Below are 17,293 nucleotides of genomic sequence, written 5' to 3' on the forward strand. Positions count from 1 at the left end.
ACATCCTTTTACTACTTTGCATCATACCAGGAATCTCCGTAGGCATAATCCACTTTTAATGGAACATCCAGCTCAACTGCATGCTCCATGACCTGCGGCACCAGTTTTTTTAGAATTTCGATCTCTTCAGGTGGCGCTTCAAAAATCAGTTCATCGTGCACTTGAAGAAGGAGATTGGACTGAAGTCCTTGTTCTTCAAGCTCTCTCGCCATATCAATCATTGCTTTTTTAATGATATCAGCAGCACTTCCCTGGATTGGTGTATTCATTGCTGTCCGCTCTGCAAAGCTGCGAAGGTTAAAGTTACGGCTTGTGATTTCCGGCAAATAGCGTCTGCGCTGCAGCAGGGTGGAAACATAGCCCTTCTGCTTCGCGTCTCTAACGATATCATCCATATATTCTTTGACCCCATCAAAGCTTTCTAAATAGCGGCTAATAAACTCAGATGCTTCTTTTCTTGTAATGCCTAGGCTTTGAGAGAGTCCGTAATCACTGATACCGTATACAATGCCGAAGTTTACGGCTTTTGCCTGCCGCCTCATGTTCGAGGTCACTTCGTCCATTTCCACGTGGAAAACGTCCATGGCAGTCTTCGTGTGAACATCCATGTCATTACGGAACGCTTCCATCAAGTTTTTATCCTGAGCAATATGCGCAAGGACTCTCAGTTCAATCTGTGAGTAATCAGCAGCAAAGATCACCCAGCCTTCTTTTGAGGGAACGAACGCCTCACGGATTTTCCGGCCTTCTTCAAGACGGATAGGGATGTTTTGAAGATTTGGGTCGGTCGAGCTTAGACGGCCGGTCTGGGTAAGAGCCTGATTGAACCGGGTGTGAACTTTATGGGTATCCTCGTGAACCACTTTCAAAAGCCCTTCGATATAAGTAGATTGAAGCTTGCCGAGCTGTCTGTATAAAAGAATTTGCTCGACTATTTCATGCCGGTCAGCAAGCTTTTCAAGAACATCAGCTGACGTTGAATAGCCTGTTTTCGTTTTTTTCACAGGGGGCAGCTCCAATTTTTCGAACAAAATGACTCCCAGTTGCTTCGGTGAATTAATATTGAAGGACTCTCCGGCAAGACCATGGATTTTATTTTCAAGCGCCTGCAGCTGCTGGGCCAAGTCCGCACCCATTTCCTTCAATTTATTCACATCTACTTTGACCCCGATTGCTTCCATCTTACCAAGGATAATCGCAAGCGGCATTTCCAGATCATGATAAAGCTCGTACTGATCATTTTCACGGAGCTCTTTCTCCAGGACTTTGCTTAGCTTTCTGAGAGCTTCCCCCTTACGGACAAGATGGTCGCCAAGAACGTCATTTTCCGGAAGTTTTCGCTTTGCTCCTTTACTGTAAACGGATTCATCCGTTCTCGCCCCGCTGATTCCTTTCATCTTGGCGATTCCAGCTACGTCTTCAACCGTTTGGGAGGCATCAAGAATATAAGAAGCGAGGAGCACATCAAAATCCACTCCGGCTAGCTCAATACCTTTCCATTTCAGGGCGACAATTGATCGTTTAGCGTCAAAAACCGTTTTTCTCATGTGCTCATTTTCTGCCCATTTTCTGAAAGGGCCGGAATCCATAGCCAGTCCAAAAGGAAGATAATAACGGCCGTTTTCGTTAATAATGGCGAAACCCGCTATATCGCTTCGGTGATAATTTTCATTCCATACCTCAACAACGAAAATGGAATCATCCACAAGCATCTCATCTGTTATTTCCTCAGCAGCAACGAATGGCAGCTCTTCAATTTCTTCCGGTTCATCTGTTTCAGAACCCGTATCAAATTTATCAATCAGTGTTTTAAAACCAAGTTCTCTGAAAACAGGGAGAACTTCCTGCGGATTATAGCCGCTGTATAGAATGTCATCAATTGAAATCGTAATGGGTGTATTGAGGTTTATCGTTGCGAGCTCCTTGCTCATTATTGCATCCTCGCGATGAGTTTCCAGGCGCTCTTTCAGTTTTCCTTTAAGCTGATCAAGCGACTCAAGTACATTTTCAACCGTACCGTACTCTTTCAAAAGTTTAATGGCTGTTTTTTCGCCGATCCCCTGCACCCCTGGAATGTTATCCGAGCTGTCTCCCATAAGACCCTTCATATCGATGATCTGATCAGGTGTCAGTCCATACTTTTCTTTCACAAATTCAGGAGTATAGGAATCAACCTCCGTAATTCCTTTTTTTGTAATAGAAATTGTCACATGCTCGCTTGCAAGCTGAGTTAAATCCTTGTCCCCTGAAATGACTTTCACTTCAAATCCATCTTCTTCAGCCTGTTTGGATAGGGTCCCGATAATATCATCAGCTTCGTAATTCTCCAGCTGATAACGCGGGATTTTATAGACATCCAGCAGTTCGTGGATAAATGGAAACTGCTCTGAGAGCTCCGGCGGAGTCTTTTGTCTGCCGCCCTTATATTCTGAATACGTTTTATGTCTGAAGGTTGTCTTGCCCGCGTCGAACGCCACAAGCATATGGGTAGGCTGCTCTTCCTCTAAAATTCTCATCAAAATCATGGTGAAGCCATAAACGGCATTCGTATGTACACCTTTGTCGTTATTCAGCAGAGGCAATGCGAAAAAAGCCCGGTAAGCAATGCTGTTCCCGTCAATCAGGACTAATTTTTTACTGGCCAACGTTCTTCCTCCTTAAAGCGCAAGCGCTAAATATTTCAACAGCAAAAAAGCCGCCCTATTCTTCCTCATATTCTACCATGAGTTAACGGGGAAAGAAAAATGGCGGCTTTCTATTCAGTTTGTCTGCCCGAGCAGGGTTTGAGCATATGGAGAATCAAATGGAATGATGATGACGGTTTCTCCGTCTATTGTCTTCTTATAGGACTCCAATGTCCGGTACAGCCCGTAAAATCCCGTGTCAGCCGAGTAGGCTTTGTTATAGATTTTAGCTGCTTCCTGCTCCCCCTGCCCTCTGATGACATCCGCATCCGACTCTGCTTTTGCGAGGGTTTCCTTCACGAGTTTATCTGCATTGGCAGTTATTCTGTTTTTGTCCGCGTCACCCTTTGACAGATACTCCTGCGCAGTAGAATCCCGTTCTGAAATCATTCTTGTGTAGACCGATTTTTCATTGGCTTCGGGAAGGTCGGTTCTTTTAATCCTTACATCCGTTACGATGATTCCATATTGATCCCGTTCCAGTGAATCATTCACGAGCGCGGTCACTTTGTCATTCAAGCTTCCTCTTGAGGATTTTTCGTCGTTGATAATCTCATCGTAATTCAGCTGCCCCAATTCTGATCGGATAGAGGAAAAAACGAATTCTGCCATTTTTGCTTCTGCGTTCACCATATTGCGGGCATTGGAAATGAGTTTTTTCGGGTCTTTGATTTTCCAAACAGCATAATTATCGATAATCATGCGCTTTTTATCCTTTGTGTTAATTTCAGCCTCTTTTACGTCATAGGTCATCTGATATTTCGGGAGAGAAGAAACACTTTGAACTAGAGGGATTTTCGCATGAAGACCCGGTTTCTCAATTATGTTCACAACTTCTCCGAACTGCCGGACCACTTTGTATTCATTTTCCTGCACGATAAAAATGCTGGAGAACAGGACAATCAGAAGCACAGCGCAGATGATTAGAAACAATCCAAAGCGGATGAACTTTGAATAGCCGCCTGGAATTCTTTCTTTAAAATTTACGATGTTTTCATTGGCCATCTTTTTTGCCGCTCCCTTCTTCTGAAGCTTTCGGTACAGCTGGCTGCTGGGCAGCTTGTGAACCTTTGGAAGGATCGATTAGCGGCAGGTATTTCATTGTATTGCCATCATCCTTCATAATGTAAATTTGCGCGTTCGGCAAAACCTGGTCGATCGTCTCAAGAATCAAACGCTTTTGAGTAAGCTCCTTGGCGTTTTTGTATTCAGCGAATAAAGCGTTGAATTTAGAGGTTTCACCTATTGCCTTCTGAATACGTGCGGTTTTATCCCCCTGTGCTTTAGAGATGATGGCATCCTTTTCTCCAAGTGCTTCTTCTCTTTTTTGATTTTCATATTTCTTTGCTTCATTTATTTTTGTATTCATCGTTTCCCTGGCGTCCGTTACATTTGTAAACGATTTTCTGACTTCCTCATTCGGCAAATCCACATCCTGAAGCTTAACCGCTAAAATCGAAATCCCAATATCATATTTAGCCATCAGTTCTCCTAAGAGCTCCTGCACTTCCTTTTCAATGTCCGCTTTTCCTGAAGTAAGCGCGTCATCTATTTTTGAGCTTCCAATGATGCTTCTTAAAGAAGAAGATGTGGAATCATACAGGATTTCTTCCGGTTCTTCTGAAGCGAATAAAAATTTCTTAGGATCAGAGATTTTCCACTGAACGACCATGTCGGCTAGAACAATGTTCTCATCACCCGTAATCATTTTAGTTTCTGCAGGGAAATCTTTTACATCGCCATCTTTTTCCTCATAGCCAAATTGCAGACTGAATGTCTCTTTAGAAAGTTTCTCAACCTTTTGAATCGGCCAAGGCCACTTTACGTGCAAACCTGATTCTGTAACCGTATCCTGAACTTCTCCCAATGTCATAATGACAGCCTGATCGGACTCGTCAACTGTAAACCAAGTGGTAAATGCAAGGATAATAGCTATCACAATTACGGCAGCAAGTCCTGTCAGTGTGTACAATCGTTTGAGTGTCATCCGCTTTGCCCCCCTATATCTTTGTATACCTTACTTACGTTTATGTATCTTTAAAGTTTCATATTATGGAAATTTAAGAAAAAGGAGGAAAGCCGGATTATGGATGGACAAAAAAAAGGGACGAAAGCAGATTTGCTTTCGTCCTAAAGATTGGCTCCTTGGATGAAGGGGTTTTCATCTATTATATTATCAGGGATATGTTAAGTAAGAATAAATACCTTGTAAAGGTATTGTAAACTATTCCGTAATTTTCCGTTTGTTAAATTTAACGGTGAACGTCGTTCCTTCTCCTACTTTGCTGCTGACACTGATTTGTCCTCTATGAGCTTCCACAAGATGCTTAACGATGGCAAGCCCGAGTCCCGTGCCGCCAGAGTTCCTGCTTCTGGCCTTATCCACTCTGTAAAAGCGTTCAAAGATCCTCGGAATTTCCTCTTCACTGATACCGATTCCTGTATCTGAAATCGTCACAATCGCATGGTCCTTCCCGTTCCTTAAAGTGATATGAACCGTCCCGCCTTTAGGAGTATACGTTAATGCGTTGTTTATAAGATTAATAAAAATTTGTTTGATCCTGTACATATCCCCGATTGCCGGTATGACCTGCGCCCCGCTGTCAACGGTTAACGCAACTTCCTTCTCTTCAGCTTTACTGGAAAGAATCGCCACTATATCATCCAGGATTTCATGCAGATCACAATCATTGAAGGTTAATTTAAACGCCTGCTGCTCAATTTTGGATAAATCGAGCAAATCCTGAATAAGGGTTTGAAGCCGGTCGCTTTCCTTTAAGATAATGGACAGAAAATATTCAAGAGTCTGCTGATCTGACATGGCCCCGTCCAAAAGCGTTTCCGAAAATCCCTTAATGGATGTAATCGGAGTCTTCAGCTCATGAGATACGTTAGCCACAAAATCCTTGCGCATCTGCTCAAGCTTCTTCAGCTCGGAAATATCATGGAATACGAGAACAATTCCTTTCCATTCATCGTTGGTTCCGATAATCGGGGCTCCGTAAATTTCAAAATGCCGCCGGTCGATTCCAATTGCAACATGCAGCTGTTTTCTCAACCGTACTTCCGTCATGAAAATCTCTTCTATAATATCAACAATTTCCTTATGCTCAAATGCATCATAGTAAAGCCGGTAAAGAAAGTTTTCCCCGTCAACATGAAAGGTTTCTTTATATGCCCGGTTTACCAGGTTAATGTAGCCTCTGCCATCGATTAAAATCAGCCCGCTGCCCATATTTTCAATAAGGGTTTCCAGACGGTCCTTCTGCATTTCCTGCGCTCTGGTCATATCCTGCAGGTTTCTTGCCAATATGTTGATTGACTGGCTAAGCATTCCTGTTTCATCCATGTGATCTTCATATGTTCTTGCCTTATAATTTCCTTTAGCCAGTTCCATAGCAACCTTGGTGGCACTTTCAATCGGCTTCGTATATTGTGAGGTGATTCTAAATCCAAGAAGCAGAATCACTATAAGGGAGAGGCCCAGACTCGTTACCAGAAGACCCCATACTTGCTGATTCACCTGTTTCAGCGACTCAATGGGAGTGCTGAGAACTAAGTAGGCCTTATTTTGGCTGTAATCATTTATTTCAATTGCATAATAATAAAGACCTTCTCCCTGCCCATTCAAATGAGTGCCATCTTTGCTTTCCTTCAAATCCTCAAAGGCTTCTTTCGCTAAATCCTCATCATTTTGATGACGGCTTCCGGCATCATAAAGTACTCGTCCGTCTTCGTTTAGTACGGTAATATGCGACTGTGCAGCTTTGCTTGCCTGCTGCAAAAGAGAGGCAGTTTTTTCTGATTCCAGTCCTGCCTCAGCTATGAGCAATTCTGTCAGCTTAGCTTCCTTTTCAATCCGTTCCTTGAACGTATCGACATAATAGCTATTGAAAATTTGTCCAAGAAGAAGTCCCAGCCCCACTAATACAGCTATTATTAGGGTAATTAACGCAAATAGCAGGCGGGAGCGGAATTTATTCATCCGCCTTTGGCTCCTCAAGCTTGTAACCAAGTCCGCGAATCGTTTTAATATAAAGAGGCTTCTTCGTATTACGTTCGATTTTTTCTCTTAAATGACTAATATGTACATCCACAATACGGGTATCTCCTGCAAAATCGTAGTTCCACACAGCGCTTAAGAGCTGATCTCTCGTAAGGACTCTTCCTTTATGGCGAGCAAGATAAACGAGAAGCTCAAATTCTTTAGGTGTCAGCTCCAAGCGCTCCTGGCTGTAGTAAGCCTCATAATGCTCAGGCAGGATCCGCAAATCGCCAATGAGAATTTTTTCCGAGGACTCCGTTTCTTCTTTCGTGTCCGTTTCAGTCAAAAATTGTGTACGCCTTAAAATAGCTTTAATTCTTGCCACAACTTCCCTCGGACTGAACGGCTTGGTCATATAATCGTCTGCTCCCAGCTCAAGCCCAAGCACCTTATCGAACTCATCATCCTTGGCTGTCAGCATCAAAATCGGCACCATTACCTTTTGCTGGCGAAGCTGTTTGCAAACTTCAATTCCGTCCATCTTTGGAAGCATTAAGTCCAAAACCATTAAATCAGGTGATTCGGTCAGCCCTTTGTGGAGTGCTTCACTGCCATCCATAGCTGTTACAACTTCATATCCTGATTGCTCGAGATTATATTGAAGTAAAGTTAAAATGGAATGTTCATCATCCACTACTAGTATCTTCTTACTCATAAAGGCCTCCAAGTCGTATTTTCCTAAATGGCCATCTTGCCATTACTTCTATTATAGTCAAAGAAGCGGCTCCTACAAAAGAGGAAGATGGCAACTTCCAAATATATTTAGGCCGATTTCAGTGAAAATAGGATAAAAAAACCTAAAAACAGCCTGATTCAATTGAATCAGGCTGCCTGCATGGATAAACCTGTTAAAAATTTTCGAAGGCCAGTCCATCTTGGGAGTCTGGATATATGGGGGGAATGACCTCGAGAATGCCGCTCGCTGCCAATTTTTCCTCTTCACTGAAAGCTTCTACAGAAATACGGATCCGCCCCTGCTCTGCATCTACGTCTTTCACTTCAAAAAAGAATTGGATCACCTCATAATGATATACTGGCAAATGAAAATCCAGATGCTGTTTGGTCACATGGCTCCCGGGACCGGGCAGATACTTGGAAATGGCTGAGGTAATAAATCCGGAGAGCATAACTGCCGGGACGACCGGCTTCTTGAATGGAGTCATGGATGCATAATCATGCTGGATGTAAAGCGGATTCGCATCATTGGTAAGGCCCAAATACAATAGCAAATCTTTATCCTCCATCTTTTCGGTCAAGGTCAGCTTTTCCCCTGTATTTATCTCTTCAATCGGCCGCCCGAGCTTTCGTTTTTTTCCTAAAACCATCTTATAAGCACCTCCTAAGTAATCGCTTACATTTTTCTGTTAGCCTTGCCTGCTGGTATCTGCTCGAAGCCATAAGATGCCTAAATCAAAACAGACCCATATGAAAAGAAATTGGAGTTTCCTCCAATTTCCGTTTTTGTTCTATTAGTCAGCAAGAACCTTCATTACATTTTTTACCGATTCAGCAGATTTGCTGAGAGCGGCCTTCTCATCTTCTGTCAATTCAAGCTCGATAATCTGCTCTAAGCCGTTTTTGCCAAGGACTGCCGGAACACCAAGATAAATTCCGTCATAGCCGTATTCCCCTTCAAGATAAGCAATAGCCGGAATGACACGGCGCTGATCTTTTATAATAGCTTCTGTCATTTCAACCAGGGAAGCAGCCGGAGCATAATAAGCACTGCCGTTTCCTAAAAGGTTCACAATTTCTCCGCCGCCTTTGCGTGTTCTTTCTACAATGGCGTCCAAACGGTCTTTAGGAATCAGTGTGTCCAATGGAATTCCGCCTGCATAGGAGTATCTTACAAGCGGGACCATGTCATCTCCATGCCCCCCAAGAACGAATCCTGTTACATCCTTAACAGAAAGCTTCAGCTCTTGTGCCACAAATGTACGGAACCTGGCTGTATCAAGTACACCGGACTGGCCGATTACGCGGTGCTTAGGGAAACCGGATTCAGTGAAAACAGCGTATGTCATGGCATCAACCGGATTTGTCAAAACGATAATAGTACAATCCGGAGAATAGTTTGCAATTTCCTTTGTAACGCTTCTCATAATTTTTTCGTTGGTTGCCACAAGGTCGTCTCTGCTCATTCCAGGTTTTCTGGCAATACCCGCTGTAATGACAACTACATCAGAGCCTGCCGTATCTTCATAGCTTGACGTTCCAGTAATATTTGCATCAAAACCCATAACAGGTCCAGCTTCAAGCATATCAAGCGCTTTTCCCTTTGTAGGGTTTTCCATTTGAGGAATATCCACAAGTACAACATCGCCTAATTCTTTTGCTGCAAGAAGGAAAGCAGTAGTTGCCCCAGTAAAGCCGGCCCCGATGACAGAAATCTTTTTGCGTTTGTTCATTTTCCCCATCTCCCATACGATAAAATAGTCAGACCGTTAAAAGGTAATGCATGTAAAGTCAGGCAATGCCTTAATCAGCATTGCCTGTCATTTATTGATCTATTAGCCCATGTTTTTAATAAGCTCGTCCCCGAACTGAGAACATTTAACTTCTGTTGCTCCATCCATTAGGCGGGCAAAGTCATATGTTACAACTTTAGAAGCGATTGTTTTTTCCACGGCTTTCATCACTAATTCTGCTGCCTCGTTCCAGCCAAGGTGCTCAAGCATAAGCACGCCTGAAAGAAGGACGGATGAAGGGTTCACTTTATCCAGTCCGGCATATTTAGGAGCAGTACCGTGAGTAGCTTCGAAAATAGCATGTCCCGTTTCATAATTGATGTTTGCTCCGGGAGCAATTCCGATTCCTCCTACTTGTGCAGCAAGGGCGTCAGAGATGTAATCTCCGTTCAGGTTCATTGTAGCTACTACATCAAACTCGCTTGGACGTGTAAGGATTTGCTGAAGGAAGATGTCGGCAATTGAATCCTTAACAATAATTTTTCCTGCCGCTTCTGCTTCACTTTGAGCATTGTTCGCTGCATCCTTGCCGTCTTTTTCTACGATTCTGTCATATTCAGCCCATGTGAATACTTTATCGCCGAATTCTTTCTCAGCAAGCTCATAGCCCCAGTTTTTGAACGCGCCTTCTGTATATTTCATAATGTTTCCTTTGTGTACAAGCGTAACCGATTTGCGTCCTTGATCCAGCGCATATTGGATAGCAGCGCGTACCAGACGGGAAGTTCCTTCCTGGGACACAGGCTTGATGCCGATTCCTGAAGTTTCAGGGAAACGGATTTTATTTACACCCATTTCATTTTGAAGGAAATTGATTAGCTTTTTCACTTCATCAGAACCGCTTGCATATTCGATACCGGCATAAATATCTTCTGTATTTTCACGGAAGATGACCATGTCCGTATCTTCGGGTCTTTTAACTGGTGAAGGCACTCCAGTGAAATAGCGGACTGGGCGAAGGCAAGTGAAAAGATCCAGTTCCTGGCGAAGCGCTACGTTTAGAGAGCGGATCCCTCCTCCGACCGGCGTTGTAAGAGGTCCTTTAATAGCGATCATGTACTCGCGGATTGTATCGAGCGTTTCTTCAGGAAGCCAGCTTCCAGTTGCATTAAATGCTTTTTCTCCTGCAAGAACTTCTTTCCAGACGATTTTCTTCTCGCCGCTGTACGCTTTTTCAACTGCCGCTTCAAGAACGCGGGATGCACTTGCCCAGATATCAGGACCGATTCCGTCTCCTTCAATGTAAGGGATGATTGGCTGATTAGGTACATTCAATACACCATTTGATACTGTAATTTTTTCACCGTTTGTCATGTTTCTTACCTCCTGTTTATGTATACTGCCCACGTTAAAATGGTAAAAGAGGTTAACTTTTCAGTCAACCTCTAACCGGATTTTGGTGCTGATTTCTTTTCGCCTGCGTCCAGACTGAAGTTTAAAGCACCATCTTCCGGTTTTGCTGCATATGAATTAAGAACGCTCTTCAATTGGTACATAGCGCTGTTTGTCCGGTCCGATGTAATCGGCACGCGGACGGATTAGGCGGTTGTTTTCATATTGCTCAAGAATATGTGCAAGCCATCCTGAAACCCGGCTGACCGCAAAGATCGGCGTGAATAAATCGTGATCAATGCCAAGGCTGTGATAGACAGAAGCTGAATAGAAATCCACATTTGGCAAAAGAGATTTTTCAGAAGTTACAATTTCCTCCACCTTAAGGGACATTTCATACCATTTGCTTTCACCAGTCAGGTTGGAAAGCTTTTGAGACATTTCTCTTAAATGCTTCGCACGCGGATCGCCATTTTGATAGACACGGTGTCCGAAGCCCATAATTTTTTCTTTGCGGGAGAGTTTTGCCTGAATATAAGCTTCAGCATTTTCTACATCCCCGATTTCAGTCAGCATCTTCATAACCGCTTCATTGGCTCCGCCGTGCAGAGGACCCTTTAGAGCTCCAATTGCAGCTGTAACTCCTGAATAGATATCAGACAGCGTTGCGACACAAACGCGTGCCGTAAAAGTAGAAGCATTTAATTCATGATCTGCATGCAGAACAAGTGCTTTGTTAAAAGCCTCTACAGCAACATGGCTTGGCTCTTCCCCTGTAAGCGTATAAAGGAAGTTCGCAGCGATTCCGTAATCCGGGCGGGGATCAACCGGTGCAAGACCTTTGCGGATTCTGCTGAATGCGGTTACAAGCGTTGGAAGCTTCGCTTGAAGGCAGATCGCTTTCCGGTAATTTGCCTCTTTAGACATATCATCTGCTTCCGGATCAAAAAGCCCAAGCATGGATACAGCTGTTCGAATCGCTGCCATCGGATGAACTTCTGAAATTGAATACTGTTTGAAATGTTCAATCACCTGATGCGGAATGCCTGCATTATCTGCAAGCTGTTTTTTAATTTGTGCCAGCTCTTCCTCTGTAGGAAGCTTCCCATGCCATAACAAATAGATTACTTCTTCAAAACTTGCATTTTCCGCCAGGTCATCGATGTTATAACCCACATATGTAAGGGTATCATCGATGATGGAGCTTACTGCAGAAGTAGTCGCTACTACCCCTTCGAGACCGCGAGTTGCTGTCATATCCAATCTCTCCTTTGCGCAATTTTCCCTGAATTGTTTAAGATTAAAAGAAAGGAATTCCTTCTCTTATTCTATCAAACATTAAATGAATGAGCGCTTGCTCAGCAAGCAGCCATTATGAAAGCGATTCACAGGAAAAGTAAATGCTTACATTTTCACATAAGCAAATAATCAGAAAAGTCCTATTAAATCATCTCTCCGTTTGGAAAGGCATACATTTAATTTGTAGCCTATTGTCATTATAAACAATAATCTGACATTTGTGAATCGAAAGCACCTAAAAGCGCATAAAAAAATTTGCCAAAAAAATTTAATAAAAGGGAAATGCTTGATTTAACGCCATTTCCCTTTGTTCAATTTAATGTAATTGCTATATTAGCCAAAAAGTTTAACGAATTGCATGACAAGATAGGCAATTCCCGCTCCAATCAACGGACCAACAGCAACCCCATTAAAAAGAGCCACTGCCAAGATGGTTCCAAGGACAAGAGCTGCTGTAATGTGAGGATCCTGCGCAAGCAGCGTCACGCCATTCTTAGCAATTAAGGCCACGGCAATTCCGGAGCCCATTGCAATCCATGCATAATAGGATTTCAGCGCATCTCCCATCTGCTTAAACCCGATATCCCCTGTTGCGATCGGCACAAGGACCGCTATGGTAATAACCGTCACTCCCCAATTAATTCCTTTTGACTGCAGAAGCGGAAATAGCTTCGCATCAAGCCCCGTCCATTTGACAGCAAGCAAAAAGCCTACAGCGATCATCAGTGACTGATTTTTAGCAAAGACCCCTATTCCAAGAAGAATAAGAAGAAAAATACTTGCCTGACTCATTGTAACCCCCTTATTTTTGACATGTTTCCGTATTACGGGAGTAAGTATAATAGTACAACCCTTCCATAAAGAGGAGGATCGCTCATTGAATGCTCTTGCAGCCGCTATCATAAGAGGATTGATTGCAGCGGGCGCATTAGCCGGAGTCATTCTCCTGCTTTTTGCTGCCATTCCAATCATGTATCCATTCATCCTGGCCTTTTTTCTTGCATGGTTTATTAAAAAACCTTCCGACCTTCTGCACAGAAAAACAGGATTGCCTGCCGGGGTATCCGCAGGACTTGTCCTGATAAGCCTCATTGTCATCGTAACGGGCTTAACCGCTTTATTGACACTGGAATCCATTGCAGTGATTCAGCAGGCCGCTTCGTCTCTGCCCGCCTATTTAAATCATATGACAGGAGCGTTTAATCATATTCTCTCCTATCAGGTTTCCCCCCTCATAGAGAAAATTTCAGAACAATTCTCTGCATTGAGCACAGGACAGCAAACGACCATTATTGCAGAACTGCAGCAGGCAGGAAACGGTTTGATAGGGGAAGCCGGCAGCCTATTGAGGGCCTCGCTTAATGCTGTCCCTGCGATCATTATGTGGATTCCTAATGCTGCAAGTGTAATGATCATTATCGTCATCGCTGCCTTTTTCATATGCAAAGACTGGGATCATGTCATTCTTTTCTTAAATAAGAAGCTCCCTCAGGCAGCCGTCAGCCGAATCTTACTATTTGGAGCTGAGCTAGGCAATGCACTTACCGGTCTTGTTAAAGCCCAGCTGCTGCTGAATACCATTACACTTGCAATCGTTTTTCCCGGCCTTCTTATTCTCGGTGTTTCTCAGGCTTTGACCATCAGTTTCTTTATTGGGATCGTCGATTTTATTCCATACGCAGGAACGGGCACGATTTTTATTCCTTGGGCCCTCTATTTAATGCTTATGGGGCAAACGAAGCTCGCAAGCGGACTGGCAATACTGTTTATCATCGTCTTGATGGCAAGACAGATTCTGGAACCAAGAATTTACTCGCGGTCGATCGGGCTCAATCCGCTGCTCACTCTAATGAGTATTTATGCCGGATACAAATGCTTTGGCCTTCTGGGTATGGCATTAGGGCCCGTCATTCTTGTTATCGTCCAAAGCATGTATAAGCTCCGGCTCTTCCACGACCTTTGGAAATATATTGTTCAAAAATAGAATGCAAACAGAAAAAAGGACGGTTGAACTGGAATCCCGTCCTTTTTTCTTTATCTGATGATGGTGATTCGATCCCTGTTCATCCGTTTTTGAATCGCCCGCAGTATGAACGGTTTAATTCCTTTTCTTGAAACCGGCAAAAGCAAAAAGAACCCTGCGACATCTGAGATAAATCCAGGAGTCATTAATAAAACGGCCCCGATAAGAATGCAGATTCCATCGATAAGTGCATCTCCCGGCAACTGTCCTGAATTCATATTTCGCTGGGCCTTTTTCCATGTTTCCAGCCCCTGCTTTCTGGCAAGCCAAGCTCCGCCTAAGCCTGTGGCGGCAATCAATAGGATGGTTGGAATCAGCCCCAATGTTCTGCCAGACCATATAAGCAAACCGATTTCAAGAGCAGGTACAGCAATAAGCAAAAGAACAAGCCATCTCATTTGCCTCGTCTCCCCGGATTTTTGTAAAAAAAGAGAAGGAACAGCGTCCTTCCCTCTTTACTCATTAAATTACGCTTGCATGGCCTTTGTATATAGCACCGCGAGTGCCATCAACTGTTATTTCCATTCCATCCTCTAAAAGCGATGTCGCATTTTCAACCCCTACAATAACAGGGATTCCAAGGCTAAGCCCTACCACTGCAGCATGGCTTGTTAAACCGCCTTCTTCAGCAATAAGTGCTGAAGCCTTATTCAAGGCTTCCATCATATCACGGTCTGTTCCTCTGGTAACAAGAATCGCACCGTCAGTCATTTTTGAAGCGGCTTCCTCTGCATTATTAGCAATGACCACTTTGCCGAATGCAGATTTGCGGCCGATTCCTTGACCTTTAGCAAGAATATCACCGACAATATAAACCTTCATAAGGTTCGTTGTGCCAGCTTCGCCAATTGGCACTCCAGCCGTAATAACGATAAGATCACCATGTTTAACAATACCTGTGTTAATGGATTCCTGAACTGCATTTTCAAGCATTTCATCCGTTGAACCAGCCTTAGTTCCTGTTTTTGAGAATACTCCCCAAACAAGAGCAAGCTTTCTGGACACAGACTCGCAAGATGTTACAGCTACGATTGGAGCCTGCGGACGGTATTTGGAAATCATTCTAGCTGTATGCCCGCTTTCAGTCGGAGTCACTACTGCACTAACATTCAAGTTCAATGCTGTATGTGCTACAGATTGTCCGATTGCATCTGTAATCGTCATGCCCGTTTGTTCGCGGCGCTTAGACAGCATTCCTTTATAGTCAAGGGCAGTTTCAGCTCTTGAAGCGATATTGTGCATGGTTTGTACTGCTTCAATTGGATATTGTCCAGCAGCTGTCTCACCGGAAAGCATGATGGCGTCCGTACCGTCAAAGATGGCATTCGCTACGTCACTTGCTTCTGCACGTGTAGGACGCGGGTTGCGCTGCATGCTGTCAAGCATTTGAGTAGCAGTAATAACAGGTTTTCCAAGTGCATTGCATTTTTTAATCAGGTCTTTTTGCACAAGAGGCACTTCCTCAGCCGGAATTTCAACACCCAAATCTCCGCGTGCTACCATCAAGCCATCAGAAACCTCAAGGATTTCATCGATATTGTCGACTCCCTCCTGGTTTTCAATTTTTGGAATGATTTGAATATCCGTTGCTTTATGCTCTTCAAGAAGCTCGCGGATTTCAAGCACATCGGACGCACGGCGGACAAAAGAAGCAGCAATAAAGTCAACTCCCTGCTCGATTCCAAATACGATATCCTTTGCGTCTTTTTCTGTAATTCCAGGAAGGTTTACACTTACACCCGGAACGTTGACACCCTTTTTATTCTTCAGCGTGCCGCTGTTAAGGATTTTTGTTCTGATTTCGCCAGCTGTTTTATTTACTTCAAGAACTTCAAGACCGATTAGTCCATCGTCCAGAAGAATAATGGATCCGGCATGAACATCTTCTACAAGTCCTTCATAGGAAATCGAGAATTTTTCAGTTGTTCCGGTCACTTCAGTCATAGAAACAATGATTTCTTTGTCTCTTTCCAGCTCAATCGCGCCATCCTGCATCGAATGCGTACGGATTTCAGGGCCTTTCGTATCAAGCAGAATCGCAACAGTTTTTCCAGTCAGCCTGGAAGCTTCTCGGATGTTTTTGATGCGGTTTCCGTGCTCTTCGAAATCTCCGTGGGAAAAGTTAAGACGGGATACATTCATTCCTGCTTCCATCAATGCTGTAAGCTTCTCTACAGATTCACTTGCAGGACCAATAGTACAAACTATTTTTGTTTTACGCATGCAGATAATTCCTCCTAGTTCTATTATGGAAACGATACCAAATTGGCTGCGTTAAATGGATAACTCCTGAGACAGCTGATACAGTTTCGGGTCAACCGAATGCTTCGTTTCGAGAATCTCGATGATGTCATGGTCGACAAGCTTATTGTTTTGAATTCCTACACAGCGTCCGCCTTTTTCTTCAAGCAGAAGTTCAACTGCGTAAGCACCTAAACGGCTGGCAAGCACACGGTCCGCAGCGGTCGGCGATCCTCCGCGCTGAATGTGTCCGAGAACAGAAACCCTAGTCTCGAAACGGGTTGCTTCCTCAATCTTTTTGCCGAACTCCACGCCGCTTCCTACACCCTCGGCAACGATGATAATACTGTGCTTCTTGCCGCGGTCATGGCCTCTTTTAAGACGGGCTACAACATCGTCCAGGTCATGGTCGGCTTCGGGGATCAAAATCGTTTCTGCTCCGCCGGCAAGACCGGACCACAGCGCAATATCTCCTGCATGGCGTCCCATTACTTCGATGACATATGTACGTTCGTGGGACGTAGCTGTATCGCGAATTTTATCAATCGCATCGATAACCGTATTTAAGGCTGTATCAAAACCGATTGTTAAATCCGTTCCCGGTATATCATTGTCAATTGTTCCAGGCACACCTACACATGGGAAGCCCATTTCAGTAAGCTTCTTCGCACCCATATATGAGCCGTCTCCGCCAATTACAACAAGACCTTCTATTCCGTATTTTTTAAGCTGTTCAATCCCTTTTTCCCGTCCTTCAACTGTTCTGAATTCCGGACAGCGGGCTGTATAAAGCTTAGTACCTCCGCGGTGGATAATATCCCCTACAGAGCCAAGTTCTAATTTTTCAATGTTTCCGGCAATCAATCCGGCATATCCATGATAAATGCCAAAAACTTCAACATCATGGTAAATCGCTTTACGGACAACAGCGCGAACGGCTGCATTCATCCCTGGGGAATCTCCTCCGCTTGTCAAAACGCCGATTCTTTTCAACTTCCTCACCCCAATAGGTAATATGTATGTGCTTTAAAGATAACATGAAGGAATTGGCAGTACAAATACAAATCGACTTTTGTCGAAAATTCTTCATGTCTTTCTAACCGTATTCATTATACAATACTTTTTTCCAGAAAGAAAAACTTTGTTGGATATTTTCAAAATCCTAATTTTAACACAAATAGAAACGTGTCCCTTTAGAAAG

14 protein-coding genes are annotated in these 17,293 nt (G+C 43.7%); 1 reads left to right on the forward strand and 13 read right to left on the reverse strand.

Going from position 1 to position 17,293, the window contains the following annotated elements:
• Positions 1-11 precede the first annotated feature (11 nt).
• The 10 genes from polA to J9317_RS14520 form a co-directional block, all read right to left on the reverse strand.
• Positions 12-2,645, reverse strand: coding sequence for a DNA polymerase I (gene polA / locus J9317_RS14475; protein ID WP_211559743.1), 2,634 nt, complete (start codon positions 2,643-2,645; stop codon positions 12-14).
• Positions 2,646-2,759: 114 nt separating this feature from the next.
• Positions 2,760-3,689, reverse strand: a complete 930-nt coding sequence (hflC, locus tag J9317_RS14480) for a protease modulator HflC (RefSeq protein WP_211559745.1) — start codon at positions 3,687-3,689, stop codon at positions 2,760-2,762.
• Positions 3,679-4,671, reverse strand: coding sequence for an FtsH protease activity modulator HflK (gene hflK, locus J9317_RS14485; protein WP_211559747.1), 993 nt, complete (start codon positions 4,669-4,671; stop codon positions 3,679-3,681). Before hflK ends, hflC begins: the two co-directional genes overlap by 11 nt.
• Before the next feature lie 237 nt (positions 4,672-4,908).
• Complete coding sequence (pnpS, locus tag J9317_RS14490; protein WP_211559749.1) at positions 4,909-6,669, reverse strand: two-component system histidine kinase PnpS; 1,761 nt, start codon at positions 6,667-6,669, stop codon at positions 4,909-4,911.
• Positions 6,662-7,384, reverse strand: coding sequence for a response regulator transcription factor (locus J9317_RS14495; protein WP_211559751.1), 723 nt, complete (start codon positions 7,382-7,384; stop codon positions 6,662-6,664). The genes pnpS and J9317_RS14495 overlap by 8 nt, the downstream gene beginning before the upstream one ends.
• Positions 7,385-7,577: 193 nt before the next feature.
• Complete coding sequence (locus J9317_RS14500; RefSeq protein WP_211559753.1) at positions 7,578-8,054, reverse strand: MaoC/PaaZ C-terminal domain-containing protein; 477 nt, start codon at positions 8,052-8,054, stop codon at positions 7,578-7,580.
• Positions 8,055-8,198: 144 nt separating this feature from the next.
• Positions 8,199-9,137, reverse strand: coding sequence for a malate dehydrogenase (mdh, locus tag J9317_RS14505; RefSeq protein WP_431190687.1), 939 nt, complete (start codon positions 9,135-9,137; stop codon positions 8,199-8,201).
• Positions 9,138-9,239: 102 nt separating this feature from the next.
• Complete coding sequence (gene icd / locus J9317_RS14510; protein WP_347880564.1) at positions 9,240-10,535, reverse strand: NADP-dependent isocitrate dehydrogenase; 1,296 nt, start codon at positions 10,533-10,535, stop codon at positions 9,240-9,242.
• A gap of 132 nt (positions 10,536-10,667) precedes the next feature.
• Positions 10,668-11,786 carry a citrate synthase gene (citZ, locus tag J9317_RS14515; RefSeq protein WP_211559760.1) on the reverse strand — a complete coding sequence of 373 codons (1,119 nt, stop codon included), beginning with the start codon at positions 11,784-11,786 and terminating at the stop codon, positions 10,668-10,670.
• Between the two features lie 375 nt (positions 11,787-12,161).
• On the reverse strand, positions 12,162-12,620 hold the full coding sequence (locus J9317_RS14520) for a DUF441 domain-containing protein (protein WP_211559762.1): 459 nt from the start codon (positions 12,618-12,620) through the stop codon (positions 12,162-12,164).
• A gap of 85 nt (positions 12,621-12,705) precedes the next feature.
• Between J9317_RS14520 and ytvI the strand changes: the two genes are divergently transcribed.
• Complete coding sequence (ytvI, locus tag J9317_RS14525) at positions 12,706-13,812, forward strand: sporulation integral membrane protein YtvI (RefSeq protein WP_211559764.1); 1,107 nt, start codon at positions 12,706-12,708, stop codon at positions 13,810-13,812.
• Between the two features lie 50 nt (positions 13,813-13,862).
• Here the strand turns inward: ytvI and J9317_RS14530 are convergent, their stop codons facing one another.
• From J9317_RS14530 to pfkA, 3 genes are all read right to left on the reverse strand, one after another.
• Positions 13,863-14,249, reverse strand: a complete 387-nt coding sequence (locus tag J9317_RS14530; protein WP_211559766.1) for an FxsA family protein — start codon at positions 14,247-14,249, stop codon at positions 13,863-13,865.
• A 64-nt stretch (positions 14,250-14,313) separates the two neighbouring features.
• Positions 14,314-16,074, reverse strand: a complete 1,761-nt coding sequence (gene pyk, locus J9317_RS14535; protein ID WP_211559768.1) for a pyruvate kinase — start codon at positions 16,072-16,074, stop codon at positions 14,314-14,316.
• A 51-nt stretch (positions 16,075-16,125) separates the two neighbouring features.
• Complete coding sequence (gene pfkA, locus J9317_RS14540) at positions 16,126-17,085, reverse strand: 6-phosphofructokinase (protein ID WP_035413611.1); 960 nt, start codon at positions 17,083-17,085, stop codon at positions 16,126-16,128.
• Between the last annotated feature and the right edge of the window lie 208 nt (positions 17,086-17,293).

It is taken from the genome of Metabacillus flavus, from assembly GCF_018283675.1.
In the GTDB taxonomy this organism is placed as follows: domain Bacteria; phylum Bacillota; class Bacilli; order Bacillales; family Bacillaceae; genus Metabacillus_B; species Metabacillus_B flavus.

Excerpts from the sequence above, each read along its gene's own strand:
- citZ (WP_211559760.1), bottom strand. The coding sequence starts at position 11,786 with ATGACAGCAACTCGCGGTCTCGAAGGGGTAGTAGCGACTACTTCTGCA.
- mdh (WP_431190687.1), bottom strand. The coding sequence starts at position 9,137 with ATGAACAAACGCAAAAAGATTTCTGTCATCGGGGCCGGCTTTACTGGG.
- pyk (WP_211559768.1), bottom strand. The coding sequence starts at position 16,074 with ATGCGTAAAACAAAAATAGTTTGTACTATTGGTCCTGCAAGTGAATCT.
- pnpS (WP_211559749.1), bottom strand. The coding sequence starts at position 6,669 with ATGAATAAATTCCGCTCCCGCCTGCTATTTGCGTTAATTACCCTAATA.
- J9317_RS14500 (WP_211559753.1), bottom strand. The coding sequence starts at position 8,054 with ATGGTTTTAGGAAAAAAACGAAAGCTCGGGCGGCCGATTGAAGAGATA.
- J9317_RS14530 (WP_211559766.1), bottom strand. The coding sequence starts at position 14,249 with ATGAGATGGCTTGTTCTTTTGCTTATTGCTGTACCTGCTCTTGAAATC.
- hflC (WP_211559745.1), bottom strand. The coding sequence starts at position 3,689 with ATGGCCAATGAAAACATCGTAAATTTTAAAGAAAGAATTCCAGGCGGC.
- J9317_RS14495 (WP_211559751.1), bottom strand. The coding sequence starts at position 7,384 with ATGAGTAAGAAGATACTAGTAGTGGATGATGAACATTCCATTTTAACT.
- hflK (WP_211559747.1), bottom strand. The coding sequence starts at position 4,671 with ATGACACTCAAACGATTGTACACACTGACAGGACTTGCTGCCGTAATT.
- J9317_RS14520 (WP_211559762.1), bottom strand. The coding sequence starts at position 12,620 with ATGAGTCAGGCAAGTATTTTTCTTCTTATTCTTCTTGGAATAGGGGTC.